Raw genomic sequence first — 21,393 nt, forward strand, 5'->3', positions numbered from 1 at the left:
GGATTTGTGTGCATCGTGGGTATCGAGGAAATTTCCGACATGGATTTGGGGTTGCCCCTAGGAAATGTGATCTCTAGTCTCCGTACACCGCTGCAAATGCAGCGGACGGGCGTCGCGGCCCGGTTCACAACGGAGCAAAAGCACCATCTCCCTTTCAGTAAAAGGAGCTTCACAGTGATCAAACCCGCCCCAAATTCCCCCACCCGGCTGTTTACCGTAGCCGACGGCATCAGCACCGAAGACCTGCTGGTCAACCTCAGTGAAACACTCGCTTCGGCCAATGCCTTGAGCTGCGACCTGGCCTTTGATCTGGACGGCCCTAAACGAGAGGAATTGCTCGGTGTGGCGCAGTTGATCGAACTGGCGCAGTTACTGGCTGATCGCCTGCACGTTGGCGCCGCAAGCGGCGGGTGACACGGTCCAAACTGTGGGAGGGGGCTTGCCCCCGATCGCGGTGTATCAGGCAATGGATTCATTGACTTAGCCACTGCTATCGGGGGCAAGCCCCCTCCCACATTTGGACTGTGTTTTGCTTGGGAATGACTGGGTGGACTTTATAAAATAGGGAATATTCTCTTAGCTAGCAGGAATTTTGGACCTTGTTCGACCTCAAACCTTACTCGCTGCCCCTCCACCAGATATTTAAAACCATCTGTCTGGATTTCCTTGAAGTGGGCCCAAATGTCCGTCCCGTCATCATCCCGAGTAATATAACCAAACCCTTGGTCATCGTTAAACAACTTCACCGTGCCAGTTGTCATTAACATTGCCATTCTCCCTACACTTCATTTGAGACCCGATTCACGTGGGCTGTGCGGCTTGATAGGCAGCGCATAAATACCCTCGGGTCTATGGACCATTTGGAACTCCATGCGCTTGCCAAACCACAGCGCAGTGCAACGCCAGTCCCTGCCATTGATAAACACATCCTCTCCCCCGCCATCGGGTTTGATCAACCAATCGCCTCTGAGCCAGACGTAGTATCTGACCGTACCCGTAGCCACCTTCAAGACCACCCTCCCTGCATCTCGTTTACTACATACGCGCAGTACATGGTGAGTAATAAAACAGCGAGACGCGGCGCTTGGCTACTGTCAGAGTTGACAGGTAGACGCGCGCTTTAGATGGGTGGTAGTCAGGGCAGTATTGCGGATCATGCGTCCGCTGATTTTTTGCGCTTGCGCGGTTTGCGCAGCTTGGGAAGCGCTGGCGGGTCTTCCACGCATTTGACGTGCGTCGACTGAACGGCAACCTCGTTGCCATCGCGATCCCGGGCAATAAAGCCGATGCCTTTGACCGCATCGAACCACCTGACCGTACCCCTATCCATCACCGCCTCCCGAGCCGCGCACGGTTGCGCGCCTCATCGCTGTATCAGACAGTGAAGGCGGCGTAATGGCTACTGTCAAAGTTGACAGGTAGATGCCCATCTCTGTAGGAGCGAGCTTGCTCGCGAAGGTGGGTAACGATAACGCGGGAAGTCAGGATGAACGCGGCGACGGTGAGTTTTTCGCGAGCAAGCTCGCTCCTACAGTGAGCAGCAGCGTTCAGGAATCGCGGCGCAGGTCTGGCGGGATCGGCAGGTCTTTGAGCGGATCAGGCCGTTTGCCCTTGCCGGCGCGGTATTGGCGGATCTGGTACACGTACGCCAATACCTGGGCAACGGCCAGGTACAAGCCGGCCGGGATTTCCTGGTCCAGGTCGGTGGAGTAGAAAATCGAGCGCGCCAACGCCGGCGATTCCAGCAACAGAATGTCGTTGGCCACGGCGATTTCGCGGATTTTCAACGCGGTGAAGTCGCTGCCCTTGGCCAGCAGCATCGGCGCGCCGCCCTTCTCCGGGTCGTACTTGAGGGCCACGGCGTAGTGGGTCGGGTTGGTGATGATCACATCGGCGTCGGGCACCGAGGCCATCATCTTGCGCTGGGACATTTCCCGCTGCAGTTGGCGGATGCGCTGCTTGACCTCGGGGCGGCCTTCCTGGTCCTTGTGTTCGTCGCGCACTTCCTGCTTGGTCATCAGCAGTTTCTTGTGGCTTTCCCACAGCTGGATCGGCGCATCTACGGCGGCGATCAGGATCAGCCCAAGCGCCATCCACAGCGCGCTCCAGCCCACCACTTGCACACTGTGGATGATCGCTGATTCCAGCGGCTCATGGGCGATGCGCAGCAAGTCGTCGATGTCGGACGACAACACCGCCAACGCCACGAACAGAATCAGGAAAAACTTGGCCAGGGCCTTGAGCAATTCAATCAGGGCCTTGGCAGAGAACATGCGCTTGAGCCCCGCCCCCGGGTTCATGCGGCTGAACTTGGGCGCCATGCTGCCGGCGGCAAACAACCAGCCGCCGAGGGCGACCGGGCCGATCAGCGCGGCCAGCAGCAAGGTGATCAAGATCGGTTGCACCGCCAACAGGGCAATTTTGCCTGAGTGCAGCAGGTACTGGCCCATGGCATCGGGGTTGAGCAACACTTCGCGCGGCAAGCTGAAGTTGTGCTTCATCATCTCCAGCAGGTCCAGCGCCAGGCCTCCTCCATAGATCAACAAGGCCCCGGCACCGGCGATCATGGTGGCGAAGGTGTTGAGCTCTTTGGAGCGCGCGATTTCGCCCTTTTCCCTGGAGTCCTTTTTACGTTTCTCCGTGGGGTCTTCTGTTTTGTCCTGACCACTCTCGCTCTCGGCCATGGCTCAGCGCGCCCGTGCCAGATCACGTAAGAACTGCAAGGCATCGGTGGCCAGCGGTTGATACTGATTGAGAATGTCAGCCAGGCCGACCCAGAAAATCCCCATGCCCAACACCAGGGTCAGCGGGAAACCAATCGAGAAGATGTTCAGTTGCGGCGCCGCGCGGGTCATCACGCCGAACGCGATATTGACCACCAACAGCGCCGTGATCGCCGGCAACACCAGCAACAGCGCCGCGCCCAACACCCAACCAAGGCGCCCCACCAGTTCCCAGAAATGGTTGACCACCAAGCCCGAGCCCACCGGCAAGGTGGTGAAGCTTTCGGTCAAGACTTCGAATGCCACCAGGTGACCGTTCATGGCCAAAAACAGCAAGGTCACCAGCATGGTCAGGAATTGCCCGATCACCGCCGCCGACACGCCATTGGTGGGGTCGACCATGGACGCGAAGCCCATGCCCATCTGGATCGAAATAATTTGCCCGGCCACCACAAAGGCCTGGAAAAACAGGGTCAGGGAAAACCCCAGCATGGCGCCGATCAGGATCTGTTCGGCGATCAGCAGCAAGGCGCTCAGATCCAGTGCGTTCACCGGCGGCATCGGCGGCAGGCCCGGCACGATCACCACGGTGATCGCCACGGCGAAATACAAGCGCACGCGACGCGGAACCAGGGTGGTGCCGAACACCGGCATGGCCATCAACATCGCCGTGACGCGAAACAGCGGCAGGATGAACGAGGCCACCCAGGTGCTGATCTGGGTGTCGGTCAACGCCAGCAAGGACTGCATCGGCTCAGCCGATCAACTGCGGAATACTGCCGTACAACTGCAGGATGTATTCCATGAAGGTTTGCACCAGCCACGGGCCGGCAACAATCAATGTCACCAGCATCACCAGCAGGCGCGGCAGAAAGCTCAGGGTTTGTTCGTTGATTTGGGTGGCGGCCTGGAACATCGCCACCAACAGGCCGACCAACAGGCTGGGCACCACCAGCACGGCGACCATCAAGGTGGTCAGCCACAGCGCTTCGCGGAACAGGTCGACGGCAACTTCCGGGGTCATGGCCCTATACCCCCCCGAAACTGCCGGCCAGGGTGCCGATAATCAGCGCCCAGCCGTCCACCAGCACAAACAGCATAATCTTGAACGGCAGCGAGATGATCAACGGCGACAGCATCATCATACCCATGGCCATCAACACGCTCGCCACCACCAGGTCGATGATCAGGAACGGGATAAAGATCATGAAGCCGATCTGGAATGCAGTCTTCAATTCGGAGGTGACAAACGCCGGCACCAGAATGGTCAGCGGTGCCTGGTCCGGGGTGGCGATGTCGGTACGCTTGGACAGGCGCATGAACAGTTCAAGGTCGCTGGAGCGGGTCTGCGACAGCATGAAATCCTTGATCGGGCCTTGAGCCTTGTCGATCGCGTCCTGAGCGTTGAGCTTTTCTGCGAGGTAAGGCTGCAGGGCTTGCTGGTTCACCTTGTCGAACACCGGCGCCATGATGAACAGCGTCAGGAACAAGGCCATGCCGGTGAGGATCTGGTTCGACGGCGTCTGTTGCAGGCCCAGGGCCTGACGCAGGATCGAGAACACGATGATGATCCGCGTAAAGCTGGTCATCAGCATCACGAACGCCGGGATAAAACTCAGCGCGGTCATGATCAGCAGGATCTGCAAACTGACCGAATATTCCTGCGCGCCCGCCGCGTTGGTGCCCAGGGTGATCGCCGGGATCGACAACGGGTCGGCGCCCAGGGCCATCGGCGCGGCCAGCAACAGCATGAGCGTCAACAAAACGCGCATTACTTCTTATCCTTCTGATCCTTGCCCAGCAACTCCATCAGGCGCTGGGCGAATTCTGGCGTGGCGGTCTCGGTCTTGGCCGCGTCCACCGGATTCTTGAGTACATGCAGCGGGGTGATGCGGCCGGGGGTGATGCCCAGCAGGATCTGCTCTTCGCCGACCTGCACCAGCACCAGCCGGTCCCGCGGGCCGAGGGCGCGCGAACCGACCAGCTCGATCACCTGGCCATTGCCCGGGCCGATGCGCTGTACGCGGCGCATCAGCCAGGCCAGCACAAAGATCAGGCCGATCACCAGTAACAGGCCCAGCACCAGCTGCGTCAGTTGCCCACCGACGCTGCCGACCGCCGGGGCCGCAGCCGCCTGCGCGACCGGCTCCACCGCCAGGGCGCTCAATGGCAGCGCCAGCAACAGTCCCGCCATCGAGTACTTCATCTCAGCGCAACTTCTTGATGCGTTCGCTCGGGCTGATCACGTCCGTCAGGCGGATGCCGAACTTCTCGTTGACCACCACCACCTCGCCATGGGCAATCAGGGTGCCGTTGACCAGCACGTCCAATGGCTCACCGGCCAGGCGGTCGAGCTCGATCACCGAGCCCTGGTTGAGTTGCAGCAGGTTGCGGATATTGATTTCGGTGCTGCCCACTTCCATGGAAATCGACACGGGGATGTCGAGAATCACATCCAGGTTCGGGCCGTCGAGGGTCACCGGGTCGTTGTTTTTCGGCACGCTGCCGAATTCTTCCATGGGCAGGCGCTTGCCGGCAGGCGCCGTGGCGGCGTCGGCGGCCAGCAGCGCGTCGATGTCGTCCTGGCCGACATCGCCGGTTTCTTCCAGGGCCGCGGCCCACTCGTCAGCCAGGGCCTGGTCTTCGGCGGAAGTGTTTTCGTGTTCGGTAGCCATTACATGTCCTCGGCGCAGCTAACAATCATAAATAGGGGATGCATCAACGTCGGTTGATCGGCTCAACCACTTGCAACGCCAGGTTGCCTTTGTGGGAACCGAGCTTGACCTTGAATGACGGCACGCCGTTGGCGCGCATGATCAGTTCTTCCGGCAGGTCGACAGGGATCACATCCCCGGGCTGCATGTGCAAAATATCGCGCAGGCGCAACTGTCGACGGGCGACGGTGGCGCTCAGCGGCACATCGACGTCCAGCAGGTCTTCGCGCAGGGCTTTGACCCAGCGCTCGTCCTGGTCGTCGAGGTCGGACTGGAAACCGGCATCGAGCATTTCGCGCACCGGCTCGATCATCGAGTACGGCATGGTCACGTGCAGGTCGCCGCCACCGCCATCGAGTTCGATGTGGAAGGTCGACACCACAATGGCTTCGCTGGGGCCGACGATGTTGGCCATGGCCGGGTTCACTTCCGAGTTGATGTACTCGAAATTGACTTCCATGATCGCTTGCCAGGCTTCCTTCAAGTCGATAAAGGCCTGTTCCAGCACCATACGCACGACACGCAGTTCGGTGGGGGTGAATTCACGCCCTTCGATCTTGGCGTGACGGCCGTCGCCGCCGAAGAAGTTGTCCACCAGCTTGAACACCAGTTTGGCGTCGAGGATGAACAGCGCCGTACCGCGCAGCGGCTTGATCTTGACCAGGTTGAGGCTGGTGGGCACGTACAACGAGTGCACGTATTCGCCGAACTTCATGACCTGCACGCCGCCCACCGCCACGTCCGCCGAACGGCGCAGCATGTTGAACATGCTGATACGGGTGTAGCGAGCGAAACGTTCGTTGATCATTTCCAGGGTCGGCATACGTCCACGGACGATGCGATCCTGGCTGGTCAGGTCATAACTTTTGACACTGCCGGGCTCGGCAGCCATTTCGGTCTGTACCAGACCATCGTCCACGCCATGCAACAGCGCGTCGATTTCATCCTGGGACAGCAGGTCTTGCACGGCCATGTCGTGATCCTACTGCAATACGAAGTTAGTGAAGAGCGCCTGCTCGACCACGACTTTGCCGAGTTCTTTCTGGGCCACTTCCTGCACACTGGCAGTGACCTTCTGACGCAGCATTTCCTGGCCGACTGGGGTGGCCAGGCTGTCGAAGCTCTGCCCCGAGAACAGCATCACCAGGTTGTTGCGGATCACCGGCATATGCACTTTGAGGGCATCCAGGTCCGCCTGGTTGCGCGCCAGCAAGGTAATGCTCACTTGCAGGTAGCGCTGACGACCGTTGACGTTGTAATTGGCAACAAACGCCGGGAGCATCTGCTCGAAGATTGCCGGTTGCTTGACGTTAGTGGCGGTTTCGGCGGCGGGCGCCGGTGTGCTTGCACTGCGGTGCATGATGTACCAGGTGCCGCCAATCGAGGCACCGATAGCCAAAAGCAGGCCCAGCACAATCAACAGGATCAGCTTGAGCTTGCCTTTGCCTGCGGGGGGAGTTGCTGCGTCGTCGCTCTTCGCCATGCCAATAATCCGTCACTATTCGGGGATTCATAGATCTACGGGAAGGCAAGAGCAAGTGTTATGCCAGAGTTGGCCGAGGCGAAGGCAACCTAAATCAAATGTGGGAGCTGGCTTGCCTGCGATGGCGGTGGGTCAATGCACATGTGTGTCACTGATACACCGCCATCGCAGGCAAGCCAGCTCCCCCACTGACCGGGTTTGGACAGGACGTCAGGCGTAGTAGTCGACAGCGCTGGAGCCGATCACAGTCTGGGTCACCGGCGCGATTGCTTCGGCCACCTCCACCTGGCTGCCGCTGTCGCCACCACGTCCACCGTTGCCGCTGGCGCTCACGCCACGGGTGTGGGCCTGTTGTTGCTGCTGTTCCTGGCCTCGGGACTGGTCGGAGACGTTGACATCCACCTGCCCCATTCCCTGCTGGGCAAACATTTCACGCAGGCGGCCAGACTGGCTTTCCAGCGCTTCGCGCACCACCGCATGGCCGCTCATGAAATTGACCTGGGCTTGCTGGTCTGCCGTCATGTTGACCTTGATATCCAGACGCCCCAGCTCAGCCGGTTGCAACTGAATCTCGGCCGATTTGAGGTTGGCGCTGGAGAGGTACATCACGCGGTTGACCACCTCTTCGGTCCAGCCGCTCTGATGCATGGCCAGCGGCGCGTTGGCAACCGGCGGCAAGGCGTTGGCGGTTTTGGGCGTGGCGGCCTGGGTCAGCGCGGCGAGGCGGTTGGCGAAGTCGTCCACGCGGGTGTCACTGTTGGCGTTTTTGAGGTCCTTGAGGCCGTCATCGATCAACGCGCCGAAAGCCTTGTCGCCACCCTGGTCGGTGCTGTCCTTGGTGGCTTGCTGGTCGACCATCGTGGCCAGGCCGGCGGCAAAGTTCTGCGCGGCGGTCGGTTGATCCGTAGGGGCGGCGGCGCTTTTCTGCGGCGCCTGGCTGCTGGCCGAGACGTGACCACCCTGCTCCATCGCCAGGCGCACAGCCGGCATGGCATCCAGGGGGTCGGCCTCTGGGTCGAAGGCAGGCTGCTGGGCCTCATCGACCACGACAACCACCGGCAGGGCCTTGGCGTCCTCATCAATAACCGCCGACGCTTGTACGGGCACCGCCACCGGCGTTACCGCAGCGATCACTGCGGGGTCGACAACAGGGTCTACCGCAGTTGGCTGCGCCAGAGCCGGATCGCCGGGTTTATCGCCCTCGGCGTCACCGCTGGCATCGGGCTTGGCCGACGGCTTGGCAGGCAAGGGATTGCCGCTATCGGCAACCGCCGGCTTGCTGGCGGCAGGCTTGTCGCTGCCGGCAGCCGGTTTGGCGCCGGTATCGGAAGGCTTGTCACGCGTGACTTTATTGGGGGTCTCGTCACCCTTCAACGTCGGCTTAGAGCCTTGGTTGGCGAACACTTGCGCAAAGCCTGCGCCCTTGTCCCGCGGGGCCGCAGCCGCTACCGGCGGGTTGGCGGCGGGCGCGGAAGGCTTGGCCGTTGGGGCAGCCTGAAGGAGCGAATTAGGGGCGACTGGCATGGGTAAGGTTCTCCACTGCATGGGGTCGGGGATGCAGTCTGTGGAGATAGAGCAAGAGTCGGGCCAGGTTTGCAAAGTACCTGGAATATCAGATTCAAAGTAGGAGCGAGCTTGCTCGCGAAGCCCCCAAAGGCAGTGCATTTACCCAGAAAGCACGCGTTATCATTGACGTTTTTCGCGAGCAAGCTCGCTCCTACACTCGTAAAGCGGCTTGACCAGCGCAAACTCATGATCAATCTGATCCACCAGCGCGCCCAGGTCCGACGCAGCCTCAACGGCCTCGGTCTCCAGAAGCTGACACAACTGCGCCAACCGCACCGCCCCAAGGTTGCCGCTGCTGCCTTTGAAGCTATGGGCAATGCGCCCCAACGCCTTGGCGTCAGCCCCGGCCTTACGCAATTCTTCGACACGTTTTTGCGAGTCATCGAGGAAGGTGTCGAGCAACGTCGGGTACTCGCTCTCCATGACTTCCTGCAAGTCCGACAACACGTCGGGGTCCAGATGAATCTCAGCCACTTGCTCGCTCCTTGATCAAGAATCGGCGGATTATGCCAGAGCTTCCCAGCAAAACTCTACGCAGACACGGCGCCCGCCTTCAGACCAGCGTACAACGCTGCTTAGTTGACGCACCAGGTTCAAGCCTCGCCCAGACAGACGGTCAATATCCAGGGGCCTTGCCAGCTCCTGCTCGACGTCAAAACCCGGCCCGCTGTCTTCGACACACAAGGTCAACTTGCCGCCCCTGTCGGTCGGTACCACCTGCACATCCACGCGCACGTACCCACTGCTCAGCTGCGCCAGACGCTCATTGCGCTGATGATAATACTGCGCAAAACCTTGCGCATCGCGCTTGAGCCGTGAGTCCAGGCCCAGCACACCATGCTCCAGGGCGTTGGAATACAACTCGGCCATCACGCTGTAGAGCGCCCCGCTCTGCTCGCGCAGCCCATGGATCTCCAGCAGCAGTTGCAGCAGGTACGGCAACGGGTTGTAGCGCTGCAGCGTCTGAGCGCGAAACTCGAAACTCACCGACCAATCCAGCGGGCATGACTGGCCGCTGTCGGCATACATCGGCTCGGCCACCCGCGGCGCCTGGCCGGACAGCAAGGTGATCTCGACCATGCTGACGTCATCACGCGCGCGCCCGCGAAACGCCGCCAGCGCCTGCTCGATATCCTCAAATAGACGGTCGGGCTCGCGGTTGGCGGCGAACACTTGCTGCAACCGCTCGGCGCCGAACAGTTGATCATTGGCGTCAGCAGTATCCAGCACGCCGTCGGAGAGCAGGAACACCCGGTCGCCCAGGGCCATGGGCCAGACCTCGGTGCTGTCATCGAAGCTTTCCGCCGACAGCACGCCCAGGGGCAGATGCCGCGACATCAGCGGCGTGCGCTTGCCGGTGGCCACCTCATGCACATAGCCTTCAGGCATACCGCCGTTCCACACCTCGACTGCACGGCGCTGAGCACTCAGGCACAACAAGGTGGCGCAACAGAACATGTCCACCGGCAGGATGCGTTTGAGCTTGGCGTTCATTTCCCGCAGCGTCTGCGTCAGGCCGTAGCCCTTGGCGGTCATGCCGTAGAACACTTCGGCAAGTGGCATGGCGCCGATGGCGGCCGGAAGGCCATGGCCGGTGAAATCGCCGAGCAGCACATGCATATCGCCGGACGGCGTATAGGCCGCCAACAACAAATCACCGTTGAACAATGCATAGGGCGATTGCAGGTAGCGGATATTGGGCGCCGCATTGATACAACCGGAGTGGGCAACCTTGTCGAACACCGCCTTGGCTGCCCGCTGCTCATGCATCAGGTGCTCGTGGTGCCTGGCGATCAGGTCGCGCTGTTGCAATACCGTGGCTTGCAGGCGGCGCAGGCGATCCATGGCGTTGATCTTCGCCGCCAATATCAGCGGGTTGTAAGGCTTGGGCAGGAAGTCATCGCCGCCGGCATCCAGGCATTGGGCCAGCGCCTGGCTTTCGCGCAGGGAGGTGAGGAAGATGATCGGCACCAGCGCCTCCCCCGCCAGTTGCTTGATCTGCCGTGCGGCTTCAAAGCCGTCCATCACCGGCATCAGCGCATCCATCAACACCAGTTGCGGACGCTCACGACTGAAGACCTCTACGGCCTCGGCACCATTGCTGGCAGTCAGCACCTGATGGCCCTGACGGCGGATGATGCTCGCCAGCAACAGGCGGTCGGCGGCGCTGTCTTCGGCGATCAGGATAGTCAGTGCCTCAAGGACCGGGGCCAAGGCGCTCAACGGATGTGGAACAGTTTGTCGAAGTTGGAGATGGCGAGGATCTTGCGCACATCGGAGTTGCTGTTGATCACCTGCACTTGGGCTTTATCACCACCGGCATGGTCACGCAGCAGCAGGAGCATACCCAGGGCGGAGCTGTCCATGTAGGTGGCTTCTTTCAAGTCCACCACGTAGACCTCGGGCACCTTGTAGAAACGCTCGTAGGACTCCCGAAACGCATGGTGACTGCCGAAATCGAACCGGCCCTTGATTGCGATCGTCAACTTCTTCCCATCCAGGGATACTTCTGACGCTATGAGCATGTGACGGCTTCCTTGTCATTGGCACTGTGCAACAAGGTGTAGCAGCTGAACCGCATCTGAGCAACACAGTCAATCGACTGTGGGAGCTGGCTTGCCTGCGATGGCAGCGTGTCAGCCACTGAATCTTTAACTGAACCTCCGCTTTCGCAGGCAAGCCAGCTCCCACACTGGATTTGTGGTGCCGGTTAGAACTGTTCCTGGCGGGGAAGGCGTTGGGACAATTCATCGAGCAGTTTTTGCTCGCGTTTATCTTCGATCGCCCGCGCTTCGTCGATATAGCGCTGCACCAGCTTGCGCAGCCCCTCGACCCGGGCAAACGCCTGTTGCCAGCTCTCCCGGGCTTTATCGAGGTTGTTCTGGTGCCAGGCCAGGCTCTGGCGCTGTTGGCCGACGGCTGTTTCAAGCTGATTGAGAAAGCCTTGATACCCCATCAGCCACTGGCCCGACACGCCCTTGCTGCCACGCTCGATCCACTGCTGCTGGTACTCCAGGCGAAAGCGCTCCAGGTCGCCCAGCTTGCTTTCGGCCAGGCGCACCTGGCCTTGAAAATAGCCCAGGCGTTGCACGGCGGTTTTCTCGGCTTTTTCGGCCATGTCCACCACCGGGGCCAAGCGCGCGGCGCGGCTATTGGCCATGACTTAACCGCCTGGCGCGGGGGCGAAGATCGACTGCAGATGCGCTTCGCTTTCGCCCATGCTGATCTTGTCATTGAGCCCCTGGCGCAGGTAGGTCACCAACTGCGGTTGCAAGGCGATGGCCAGGTCGGTGTCGCGGTCGCCGCCGGCCACATAGGCGCCGACACTGATCAGGTCGCGGCTCTGCTGGTAACGCGACCACAGCTGCTTGAACTGCTGGGCCCGCGCCATATGCTCAGGGGTGACCACCGCCGGCATCACCCGGCTGATGGACGCTTCGATGTCGATGGCCGGGTAGTGCCCTTCTTCGGCCAGGCGTCGCGACAGCACAATGTGGCCGTCGAGCACGCCCCGCGCCGAGTCGGCAATCGGGTCCTGCTGGTCGTCGCCTTCGGACAACACCGTATAAAACGCTGTGATCGAGCCACCGCCGGCCTCGGCATTACCGGCGCGCTCCACCAGCTTGGGCAGCTTGGCAAACACCGATGGCGGATAGCCTTTGGTGGCGGGCGGCTCACCGATGGCCAGGGCGATCTCTCGCTGGGCCTGGGCAAAACGCGTCAGCGAGTCCATCAACAACAGCACATTCTTGCCCTTGTCGCGGAAATACTCGGCGATGCGTGTGCAGTACATCGCCGCGCGCAGGCGCATCAAGGGCGCATCGTCCGCAGGCGACGCCACCACCACCGAGCGCTTGAGCCCTTCTTCACCGAGGCTGTGCTCGATGAACTCCTTGACCTCACGGCCCCGCTCGCCGATCAGCCCGACCACGATAATGTCGGCCTCGGTAAAGCGCGTCATCATGCCCAGCAATACCGACTTACCTACACCGGTACCGGCAAACAGCCCTAGACGCTGGCCGCGACCGACCGTCAATAAACCGTTGATGCTGCGAATGCCCACGTCCAGCGGCACGCTGATGGGGTTGCGGTTGAGCGGGTTGATGGTGGGGCCGTCCATCGGCACCCAGTCCTCGGCCTTCATGCCACCCTTGCCATCCAGGGCACGCCCGGCACCGTCGAGGACGCGGCCGAGCATACTCATGCCCATCGGCAAGCGGCCGGTGTCGGCCAGCGGTACCACCCGCGCACCGGGGGCGATACCGGCCAGGCTGCCGACCGGCATCAGGAAAATCTTGCTGCCGGAAAAGCCCATCACTTCGGCTTCGACCTGCACCGGGTGGTAGCTGTCGTCGTTGATCACCAGGCAGCGGCTGCCCATGGCGGCGCGCAGGCCCTCGGCTTCAAGGGTCAGGCCGACCATGCGCAACAAGCGTCCTTCAAGGATCGGCTGGCCGGGCAACTCGGTCACCTCGGCGTAGCTGCCCAGGCGCTTGGCGAAGCTGGTGCGATCAAGGCGCATCGGGGGCGTCCAGGTCCACGCTCACGTCAGGCGCTGCCGGGTGCAGGGCTTGCTCATGCAGTTGATCCAACAATTTGGCCATGATCTGGCTGATGCGGGTTTCCACCGTGGCATCGATGCGGCTGTGTTCGGTTTCAACGCGGCAGCCACCGGGCTGCAACGCGGCATCCTCGACGATGCGCCAGGTTTCTTCATGACGCTCGCGCAAGGCTTTGACCTGCTCGAAATCCTGCGGGTTGATGTACAGCCGCACATTGCCGACGCCCAGGGGCAGCAGCTTGAGGGCTTCACGCATCACGCTTTCGATCTGGCTGGAGTCCAGCACCAATTCACGCTGGATCACCTGACGGGCAATATGCTGCACCAGGCCGACCATGGATTTCTCCAGCTGGGTGTCCTGTTCGGCAATCGGGTCGAACAGGTGGCCCATCAGCCGTTCCAGGCTAGCCAGCTTGGTGCCCAGCGCTGCCTCGGCTTCCTGGCGGACCTTGAGGGTGGTGCTGCGAAAACCGTCTTTCTCGCCCGCCGCAAAGCCTTCGTTGTAGGCTTCCTGGCGAATGGCTTCGAGTTCTTCGAGGGTCAGTGGCTGCACTTCATCCAGCGGTACTTCTTCCATCTCCACCGGCAGCTCTTCGACCGGCTCTGGCTCGGGCTCGGGCACATGGGGGTCGAAGCTGGGCAACGACCAGATGTCGAACCCGCCGACATCCCGCGCGCGAATCAGATCGCTGGGCGTCTCATCTTTGTTCGACATGCAGGGCGCCTTAGATCATTTCTTCGCCGCCCTTCCCGCCGAGAACGATTTCTCCGGCTTCGGCCATACGGCGGGCAATGGTGAGGATTTCCTTCTGCGCGGTTTCCACGTCGCTGACGCGCACCGGGCCCTTGGCTTCCAGGTCGTCGCGAAGCAATTCAGACGCACGCTTGGACATGTTTTTGAAGATCTTCTCTTTGACGTTTTCGTCCGAGCCCTTGAGGGCCAGCACCAGCACGTCCGAGGACACTTCGCGCAGCAGCGCCTGGATGCCACGGTCATCGACATCGGCCAGGTTGTTGAACACGAACATCAGGTCTTCGATCTGGCCGGACAGGGTGTCGTCGATCTCGCGGATCGAGTCCATCAACTGGCCTTCGACCGAACTGTCGAGGAAGTTCATGATGTCGGCCGCGCGCTTGATGCCACCCAGGGTGGTGCGCGAGGCATTCGAGTTGCCGGAGAACTGCTTCTCCAGAATCGTGTTGAGTTCCTTGAGCGCCGCCGGTTGCACGGTGTTGAGCGACGACACGCGCAGGATGATGTCCAGGCGCACTTTATGGTCGAAGTGGCCAAGCACTTCACCGGCCTGGTCCGGGTCGAGGTAGGCCACCACGATCGCCTGGATCTGCGGGTGCTCATAGCGGATCACGTCCGCCACCGCGCGTGGTTCCATCCACTTGAGGCTGTCCAGGCCGCTGGTGTTGCCACCCAGCAGGATGCGGTCAATCAGGCCGTTGGCCTTGTCTTCGCCCAGCGCCGAGGTAAGCATCTTGCGAATGTAGCTGTCGGAGCCGACGCCCAGGCTGGTCTGGTCGCCGACGATCTCGACGAACTCGCTCATCACCTGCTCGACTTGCTCGCGGTGCACATTGCGCATCTGCGCCATGGCCACGCCGACACGCTGGACCTCTTTGGGGCCCATGTGGCGCAACACTTGGGCAGCGTCGGTTTCACCCAGGGACAGCAGCAACACGGCGGCTTTGTCGACCCGGGACAGCTTGGCCACAGCGGCTCGATCATTCATCTGCGTTAATCCACTCTTTCACGACCTGGGCCACACGGCCCGGGTCTTCTGCCACCAAACTCTTGATTGCGTTCAACTGAGCGTCATAGCCTTCGCTCGGGCTTGGCAACAGGATGCTTTGCGGGCCGCCGAGGCTGACGCGGTCGTTGGCCAGTTCGCCATCCAGGCCGCCCATGCCACCCAACTCGACGTCGCCACCGGCCAGTGCCAGTTGCTTCTTGCCGCCACCGGTGATGTTGTTGAGCACCGGGCGCAGCACGCCAAACACCAGCACCAGGATGAACAACACGCCCAGCACTTGTTTGACGATGTCCCAGAACCACGGCTGGGTGTAGAACGCCGGATCGGCGATCACTTCACCGCGCTCGGCTGAGAACGGCATGTTGATCACGCTGACGCTGTCGCCACGGCTGGCATCGAAACCAACGGCGTCCTGCACCAGGCGGGTGAAGCGCGCCAATTCATCGGCGGTCCAGGGCGCGCGGGTCACGGCGCCATCGGCTGCGTTGACCTTGACCTGATCATCGACCACTACCGACACCGACAGGCGATTGATCTTGCCCTGTTGCTGCTTGGTGTGGCTGATGGAACGGTCGAGTTCGAAGTTCTTGGTGGACTGGTTACGCTTGTCCGCAGGATACGGTGCGAGCATCGGCTGGCCGGTGGCCGGGTCCATGATCTGCTGGCCGTTGGCATCCAACAGCGGCTGACCAGGCTGGATCGCGCCAGCGGTAGCGGCAGCGCCACCGGTGGTCTGCGGTGCCGAGGCCGGCGCCGGTGGCTGGTTGCTCAGGGCGCCAGGCACACCTTGGGGGCCATTGCTGGCGGTGCGTTGTTCGCTGGTGGACTGCTCGCTGCGCAGGGCCGGCTGGTCCGGGTTGAACTGCTCGGAGGTGGATTCGACGGCGCTGAAATCCACATCGGCGGAGACTTCAGCCTTGTAGCGGTCGTTGCCCAGCACCGGTTGCAGAATGTTGTGTACACGCTGGGTGAGCATGCTTTCCATGCGGCGGCTGTAGTCGAACTGCTTGCCGGCCTGGGTCAGCGCGGAGTTTTCGGCCATGTCGGAGAGCAGGTTGCCCTTCTGGTCCACCACAGTAATTTGCGACTTGCTCAATTCGGGAACGCTGGTTGCCACCAGGTTGACGATCGCCAGTACCTGGCCAGGCTCCAGGGAGCGGCCGGCAAAGAGTTCGACCAGTACCGAGGCGCTGGGCTTGCGTTCGTCGCGCACGAACACCGAGCTCTTCGGAATCGCCAGGTGTACGCGGGCAGCCTTGACGTTATTGAGGCTGGAAATGGTACGCGCCAGTTCGCCTTCCAGGCCACGGCGATAACGGGTGGCTTCCATGAACTGGCTGGTGCCCAGGCCCTGGTCTTTGTCGAGAATCTCGAAACCGATGTTGCTGTCGGACGGCGCCACACCCGCGGCGGCCAATTTCATGCGTGCGCGAGCTACGTCATCGGCCTTGACCAGCAAGGCGCCGGAGTTGGGCTCCACGGTGTAGGCGATGTCGGCAGCGGCGAGGGTTTCCATGATCTGCTTGGAATCCATGCCCGACAGGCTGCCATACAGGGGGCGGTAATCGGGTTGCTGCGACCACAGCACCACGGCAAAACCAATCGCCACGCTGGCTGCCAGGCCCACCATCAGGCCCACCTGACGCAGCATGGTCATTTGCGAGAGGTTTTCCAGGAACGACAGGCCAAACAACGGCGGCTTGCCGTCTGCCTTGGCGGGGAGGTTGTCGGAGACTGCTTCTGCCATGACTTAAATCTCGCCCTTAAACCGGCATCTGCATGATGTCTTGATAAGCCTGAACCAGCTTGTTACGCACTTGAGTCAAGGCCTGGAAGGACACACTGGCCTTTTGCGAAGCGACCATCACATCGGTGAGGTCCACGCCGCTTTTACCGATCTCGAACGCCGTCGCCAACTGGCTGGAGGCCTGCTGGGTATCACTGACTTTATTGATTGCCTGACCGAGCATGTCGGCAAAACTGCTTTGGCCCAATTCCGGCGCTGGCGCGACGGATTTCGGTTGAGCCATGGCATCCATTTGCATGGCGCGCATATCCAACATCAACCGATTGAACTCAATACCCTGGCTCATGACCTTCTCTCTCCGACGACCCGCAATTTTTTGACACTACGCAGCGGTTACCAGGGGTGGTAGCAACAAGGGTGCCAGCTCTGTGACAACTCGTAAGAAAAGGCGACAAAGCTTGTCGAACTTGTTACCGCACGTTTTCGGCCCTTCTTACCGCACGGTTTTTTGTAGGAGCGAGCTTGCTCGCGAAAAACGCCAACGATAACGCGTGCTTCCAGAATGCCCGCGGCGCCTATGGGTTCTTCGCGAGCAAGCTCGCTCCTACACAGAGCATTGGTCATGTGGCGAAAAGATAGGCTTCCACATCCATGCCGGCATCGCGCATCTGCGCCAGCTTGTAGCGCAAGGTGCGCGGGCTGATGCCCAGGCGCTCGGCCGCTTCTTTGCGGCGCCCGCGCTCGGCGCGCAGGGTGTCGATGATCATCTGGAATTCCCGGCGACGCAGGTCATCGCCCAAGGCACCGGCTGATTCTGCCTCGGCAACCACAGGGGCGGGGGCCAGGCTCGGCAACGGCGCAGCGCCATTGCCCATGGCCAGGCAGAAATCCTGCGGCTGGATCAAACCGCCTTGCTGCAAAATCAGCGCACGCTGGATGGCATTGTCCAGCTCGCGCACATTGCCCGGCCACGGATAGCTGAGCAGGCACGCCTGGGCCTCGGGCGACAACCGCGCCTGGGCGTGCTTCATTTTTTTGACGTGGTTGCCCAGCAGGCGCTCGGCCAACGGAATGATATCCGCCGGGCGCTCGCGCAATGGGCGCCAGGCCAGGGGGAACACCGAGAGCCGGTAGAACAAGTCTTCACGGAAGCGCCCCGCCGCCACTTCGCCCGCCAGGTCGCGGTTGGTGGTGGCAACCACGCGAATATCCAGCTGGATCGGCTTGCGTGCCCCCACGCGCTCCACTTCACGCTCCTGCAACACGCGCAGCAACTTGGCTTGCAGGCCCAGGGGCATTTCCGAGATTTCGTCGAGCAGGATGGTGCCGCCGTCGGCCTGTTCGAATTTGCCGGCCTGGGCCGCAATGGCGCCGGTAAACGAGCCCTTTTCATGGCCAAACAACGTGGCTTCGAGCATGTTGTCGGGGATCGCCGCGCAGTTGATCGCAATGAACGGTTGCAGGGCACGGCTGGACTGCTGATGGATGTAACGCGCCAGCACTTCTTTACCGGTGCCGGACTCGCCGGAAATCAGCACAGTGGAATCACTGCGCGCCACCCGCGCGGCCAGTTCCAGCAATTGCGCGCTGGCCGGTTCAAAGGCAATCGGGCCATCGCCCTCGCCCGCCGACGCTACGCCCAGAGCATGTCGGGCCACCAGTTCGATCAGCGCCTTGGGCTCGAACGGCTTGACCAGGTAATCCGCCGCCCCCTGGCGCATGGCGTCCACCGCCCGCTCCACGGCGCCATGGGCGGTCATCAGCAGCACCGGCAGTTGCGGCTGGCGCGCACGCAACAGGCCGAGCAACTGGTGGCCGTCCATGCCGGGCATATTCACATCGCTGACCACCAGGCTGAAGGCTTGCTGCTCAACCGCCGCCAAGGCCTCCTCGGCAGAGCCGACCGCGCAGTAGTCATGGCCCGCCAACAGCAGCGTGTCAGCCAATGCTTCACGCAGGGCGCGATCGTCTTCCACCAATAAAACCTTGATAGCCATCATCCTTTTACTCCGCGCTTGCCGCGCTGGAAAACAGCGGCAAGGTCATCAATGCACAGGTGCCGCGCCCCAACCGGGAGCGCAACTGCAATTCTCCCTGATGGGCGCGTGCCACTGCCTTGACCACGGTCAGGCCCAGGCCGGTGCCGTTGGTCTTGGTGGTAAAAAACGGTTCGCCCAGGCGTTGCAGCACCTGGGGGTCGATGCCGCTGCCGCTGTCGCTGATACACAGGCGCAGGGTTTGTTCGCGGGTGTAGAGGTGCACCTTGAGGCGCGCATCCGGGCCGCTGGCCTGGGTGGCGTTTTCGATCAGGTTGAGCAGCGCGCCGACCAGAGTGTCGCGATTGCACAGCAACTCGCCCTGATGGCTGTCACATTGCCAACGCAGGTTGGCGCCCTGCACATGGGTCGCCGCTGCCGCTTGCAGCGCCTGCATCAACCCGGCAGGCGTGACGCGGTCAGTCAGCGGCAATTCGCCGCGGGCGAACACCAGCATGTCGCGCACCTGGTGCTCCAATTCGTGCAGGCGCTCCTTGAGGCGCCCGGCAAAGCGTTGCTGGGTGGCCACGGGCAATTGCTCATCAGTCAAATGACTGGCGTAGATCAACGCCGCCGACAACGGCGTACGGATCTGATGCGCCAACGAGGCGACCATCCTGCCCAGCGACGACAACCGCTCATGACGGGCCAACTGGTCTTGCAGGTGACGGGTTTGCGTCAGGTCATTGAGCAGCACCAATTGGCCCGGCTCGGCGTCCAGTGAGCGAGTGGCGATAGATAAGCGGCGCCCGTCCTTGAGGGAGACTTCGTGGCCGTCGTCTTCTCGCGGCGCGAAGCAGCGGGTGATGACATGGCGCCACAGCTCGCCTTCCAGCGGCAGGCCCAGCAGGTCGCAGGCCGCCGGGTTGGCTTCGCGCACGCGGCCCTGATCATCGATGACGATCACGCCACCGGGCAACAGATCCAACAGGTTTTGCAGACGGTTGGCCAGGCGTTCTTTTTCCGCCAGCTCCTGCATACGCTGGGCGCTGACCACCGCCAGCTCGCCCTTGAGCTCAGACACCCGCGCCTCAAGCAGGCTGTAGGAGTCGGTCAGTTGGCTCGACATCTGGCTGAACTGCGAGAACGCCTGTTCCAGGCCCTGGCGGGTCGGCGGTTCTACAGGCGAAACCAGCCCCTGGATGGCAGGGGCCGAAGATAGTTGGGCGGCGTGGGGCATGATGCTCTCTCGCTTGGCTGACCGTCAGTTAAACGGAACGTTGCGAGGGCTGTAGCAATACCCGTGCCGAAAAAAAACCGCTGATAAATCAGCGGCTTGAAAAACAGGCGTCAATCATCCGCCTGTTCATCACCTTCTTTGCGGCTCATACCGTACTTGCGCATCTTCTCCACCAGGGTGGTGCGACGGATGCGCAGACGCTCGGCGGCTCGGGCAACGATGCCATGGGCATCGTCCAGGGCCTGCTGAATCAACCCCTGTTCCAGGTTGCCGAGGTAGTCCTTAAGGTCAAGGCCTTCGGGCGGCAGCATGGCGGTGGCACCAAAGTCCGGGGTATGACCGTTGATGGCCACGCGCTCTTCCATATCACTGCGCAGGCTGTCCAGTTGCTCGTCTTCATCATCGACGTAGCGGAATTTCTTCGGCAGTTCGACCACGCCGATCACCCCGTACGGATGCATGATCGCCATGCGCTCCACCAGGTTGGCCAGCTCGCGGACGTTGCCCGGCCAGCCGTGGCGGCACAGGGACATGATTGCCGCGGAGTTGAAGCGAATGGAGCCGCGCTTTTCGTGCTCCATGCGCGAGATCAGTTCGTTCATCAGCAACGGGATGTCTTCCACGCGCTCGCGCAGCGGGGCCATCTCGATAGGGAATACATTGAGGCGGTAGTACAGGTCTTCGCGGAAGCTGCCGACCTCGATCATGCTTTCGAGGTTCTTGTGGGTCGCGGCAATGATGCGCACGTCCACGCTTTGGGTCTTGTTGCTGCCCACGCGTTCGAAGGTGCGCTCCTGCAACACGCGCAGCAACTTGACCTGCATCGGCAACGGCATGTCGCCAATTTCGTCAAGGAACAGGGTGCCGCCATTGGCCAGCTCAAAGCGCCCGGCACGACTGGTGATCGCCCCGGTAAAGGCGCCCTTCTCGTGGCCGAACAATTCGCTTTCCAGCAGCTCTGCCGGGATCGCCCCGCAGTTGACCGGTACAAAAGGTCCGTCGCGACGCTTGGAGTGATAGTGCAGGTTGCGCGCCACCACTTCCTTGCCGGTGCCCGACTCACCGAGGATCAGCACACTGGCGTCGGTGTCGGCCACTTGCTGCATCATCTGGCGCACATGCTGGATCGCCCGGCTGGTGCCGACGAGGCTGCGAAACAGGTTGGGTTCACGGTGACGGCCGCGCTCGCGGGCCTGGTCGTACATCTCGCGATAGACCTGGGCACGGTGCAGCGAATCGAGCAATTTGCTGTAGCTGGGCGGCATTTCCAGGGTGGAAAGCACGCGGCGGCGCTGGTCTTCCGGCAGGTCCACAGAAGAAATATCGCCCATCAGCAACACCGGAAGGAACTCATCCCAGGTTGACAGTGTCTTTAACAAGCCCAGAACTGCGCCAGGAGCGTTTACCGTCCCGATCAACACACAAATGACTTCACGGCTCGATGCCAACGAGCTGACTGCCTGCTGCCAATCGTGGCTGGCGCAGGGTAAATTTTCTTCACCAAGAAAATTTAAAATCACCGCTAAATCGCGGCGGCGGACGCTATCGTCATCGATCAGCAGAATTTTGGTTTCACGCCACATGCAATAGCAACTTCCCTAGTAAAACTTCCTGCCCCGG

General features: G+C 61.4%; 24 protein-coding genes. 1 reads left to right on the forward strand and 23 read right to left on the reverse strand.

The genetic code is table 11. From position 1 onward, the window contains the following. The first annotated feature begins 174 nt into the window (after positions 1-174). Positions 175-414, forward strand: coding sequence for a DUF6124 family protein (locus tag TX23_RS02670; RefSeq protein ID WP_057700896.1), 240 nt, complete (start codon positions 175-177; stop codon positions 412-414). A 140-nt stretch (positions 415-554) separates the two neighbouring features. Here TX23_RS02670 and TX23_RS02675 read toward each other — a convergent pair whose 3' ends face one another. The 23 genes from TX23_RS02675 to TX23_RS02785 form a co-directional block, all read right to left on the reverse strand. Beyond that, entirely contained in the window at positions 555-767 is a 213-nt protein-coding gene (locus TX23_RS02675) for a cold-shock protein (protein WP_407071372.1), read from the reverse strand. Positions 768-1,153: 386 nt separating this feature from the next. Next, the gene (locus TX23_RS27955) at positions 1,154-1,330 is read right to left on the reverse strand and encodes a cold-shock protein (protein ID WP_157243897.1); all 177 of its coding nucleotides are present in this window, start codon (positions 1,328-1,330) and stop codon (positions 1,154-1,156) included. A 217-nt stretch (positions 1,331-1,547) separates the two neighbouring features. Next, on the reverse strand, positions 1,548-2,684 hold the full coding sequence (gene flhB / locus TX23_RS02685; RefSeq protein ID WP_057700898.1) for a flagellar biosynthesis protein FlhB: 1,137 nt from the start codon (positions 2,682-2,684) through the stop codon (positions 1,548-1,550). A 3-nt stretch (positions 2,685-2,687) separates the two neighbouring features. Then, a complete protein-coding gene (fliR, locus tag TX23_RS02690; RefSeq protein ID WP_057700899.1) occupies positions 2,688-3,473 on the reverse strand; it encodes a flagellar biosynthetic protein FliR in 786 nt (261 codons plus the stop codon). Positions 3,474-3,477: 4 nt separating this feature from the next. After that, a complete protein-coding gene (fliQ, locus tag TX23_RS02695) occupies positions 3,478-3,747 on the reverse strand; it encodes a flagellar biosynthesis protein FliQ (RefSeq protein ID WP_003192936.1) in 270 nt (89 codons plus the stop codon). Positions 3,748-3,751: 4 nt separating this feature from the next. Then, the gene (gene fliP / locus TX23_RS02700; protein WP_057700900.1) at positions 3,752-4,495 is read right to left on the reverse strand and encodes a flagellar type III secretion system pore protein FliP; all 744 of its coding nucleotides are present in this window, start codon (positions 4,493-4,495) and stop codon (positions 3,752-3,754) included. After that, complete coding sequence (gene fliO / locus TX23_RS02705) at positions 4,495-4,929, reverse strand: flagellar biosynthetic protein FliO (RefSeq protein ID WP_057700901.1); 435 nt, start codon at positions 4,927-4,929, stop codon at positions 4,495-4,497. Before fliO ends, fliP begins: the two co-directional genes overlap by 1 nt. A gap of 1 nt (position 4,930) precedes the next feature. Further along, a complete protein-coding gene (fliN, locus tag TX23_RS02710) occupies positions 4,931-5,398 on the reverse strand; it encodes a flagellar motor switch protein FliN (protein ID WP_057700902.1) in 468 nt (155 codons plus the stop codon). A 43-nt stretch (positions 5,399-5,441) separates the two neighbouring features. After that, positions 5,442-6,410, reverse strand: a complete 969-nt coding sequence (gene fliM / locus TX23_RS02715) for a flagellar motor switch protein FliM (protein ID WP_005790068.1) — start codon at positions 6,408-6,410, stop codon at positions 5,442-5,444. A 9-nt stretch (positions 6,411-6,419) separates the two neighbouring features. Continuing rightward, complete coding sequence (gene fliL, locus TX23_RS02720) at positions 6,420-6,920, reverse strand: flagellar basal body-associated protein FliL (protein WP_057700903.1); 501 nt, start codon at positions 6,918-6,920, stop codon at positions 6,420-6,422. A gap of 210 nt (positions 6,921-7,130) precedes the next feature. Then, the gene (locus TX23_RS02725) at positions 7,131-8,444 is read right to left on the reverse strand and encodes a flagellar hook-length control protein FliK (protein WP_057700904.1); all 1,314 of its coding nucleotides are present in this window, start codon (positions 8,442-8,444) and stop codon (positions 7,131-7,133) included. Between the two features lie 162 nt (positions 8,445-8,606). Continuing rightward, entirely contained in the window at positions 8,607-8,960 is a 354-nt protein-coding gene (locus tag TX23_RS02730; protein ID WP_057700905.1) for an Hpt domain-containing protein, read from the reverse strand. Positions 8,961-8,990: 30 nt separating this feature from the next. Next, a complete protein-coding gene (locus tag TX23_RS02735; protein WP_057700906.1) occupies positions 8,991-10,709 on the reverse strand; it encodes an ATP-binding SpoIIE family protein phosphatase in 1,719 nt (572 codons plus the stop codon). Further along, entirely contained in the window at positions 10,706-11,011 is a 306-nt protein-coding gene (locus TX23_RS02740; RefSeq protein WP_057700907.1) for an STAS domain-containing protein, read from the reverse strand. The genes TX23_RS02735 and TX23_RS02740 overlap by 4 nt, the downstream gene beginning before the upstream one ends. A gap of 185 nt (positions 11,012-11,196) precedes the next feature. Continuing rightward, positions 11,197-11,646, reverse strand: coding sequence for a flagellar export protein FliJ (fliJ, locus tag TX23_RS02745; protein WP_057700908.1), 450 nt, complete (start codon positions 11,644-11,646; stop codon positions 11,197-11,199). 3 nt (positions 11,647-11,649) lie between these two features. Continuing rightward, a complete protein-coding gene (fliI, locus tag TX23_RS02750) occupies positions 11,650-13,008 on the reverse strand; it encodes a flagellar protein export ATPase FliI (protein WP_057700909.1) in 1,359 nt (452 codons plus the stop codon). Beyond that, positions 12,998-13,762, reverse strand: coding sequence for a flagellar assembly protein FliH (gene fliH / locus TX23_RS02755; RefSeq protein ID WP_057700910.1), 765 nt, complete (start codon positions 13,760-13,762; stop codon positions 12,998-13,000). The genes fliI and fliH overlap by 11 nt, the downstream gene beginning before the upstream one ends. Positions 13,763-13,772: 10 nt before the next feature. Continuing rightward, complete coding sequence (gene fliG / locus TX23_RS02760; RefSeq protein ID WP_003192957.1) at positions 13,773-14,789, reverse strand: flagellar motor switch protein FliG; 1,017 nt, start codon at positions 14,787-14,789, stop codon at positions 13,773-13,775. After that, positions 14,782-16,557, reverse strand: coding sequence for a flagellar basal-body MS-ring/collar protein FliF (gene fliF / locus TX23_RS02765; protein WP_057700911.1), 1,776 nt, complete (start codon positions 16,555-16,557; stop codon positions 14,782-14,784). The genes fliG and fliF overlap by 8 nt, the downstream gene beginning before the upstream one ends. A 16-nt stretch (positions 16,558-16,573) precedes the next feature. Further along, positions 16,574-16,903, reverse strand: a complete 330-nt coding sequence (gene fliE, locus TX23_RS02770) for a flagellar hook-basal body complex protein FliE (protein WP_005790083.1) — start codon at positions 16,901-16,903, stop codon at positions 16,574-16,576. A gap of 274 nt (positions 16,904-17,177) precedes the next feature. After that, positions 17,178-18,554 (reverse strand): sigma-54-dependent transcriptional regulator, encoded by a 1,377-nt coding sequence (locus TX23_RS02775; protein ID WP_057701136.1) that lies wholly within the window; start codon positions 18,552-18,554, stop codon positions 17,178-17,180. Positions 18,555-18,561: 7 nt separating this feature from the next. Then, entirely contained in the window at positions 18,562-19,773 is a 1,212-nt protein-coding gene (locus tag TX23_RS02780; protein WP_057700912.1) for a sensor histidine kinase, read from the reverse strand. A gap of 110 nt (positions 19,774-19,883) precedes the next feature. Continuing rightward, positions 19,884-21,356, reverse strand: coding sequence for a sigma-54 dependent transcriptional regulator (locus TX23_RS02785; RefSeq protein ID WP_057700913.1), 1,473 nt, complete (start codon positions 21,354-21,356; stop codon positions 19,884-19,886). Between the last annotated feature and the right edge of the window lie 37 nt (positions 21,357-21,393).

The sequence above is a fragment of the Pseudomonas paralactis genome (assembly GCF_001439735.1).
Lineage (GTDB): Bacteria > Pseudomonadota > Gammaproteobacteria > Pseudomonadales > Pseudomonadaceae > Aquipseudomonas > Aquipseudomonas paralactis.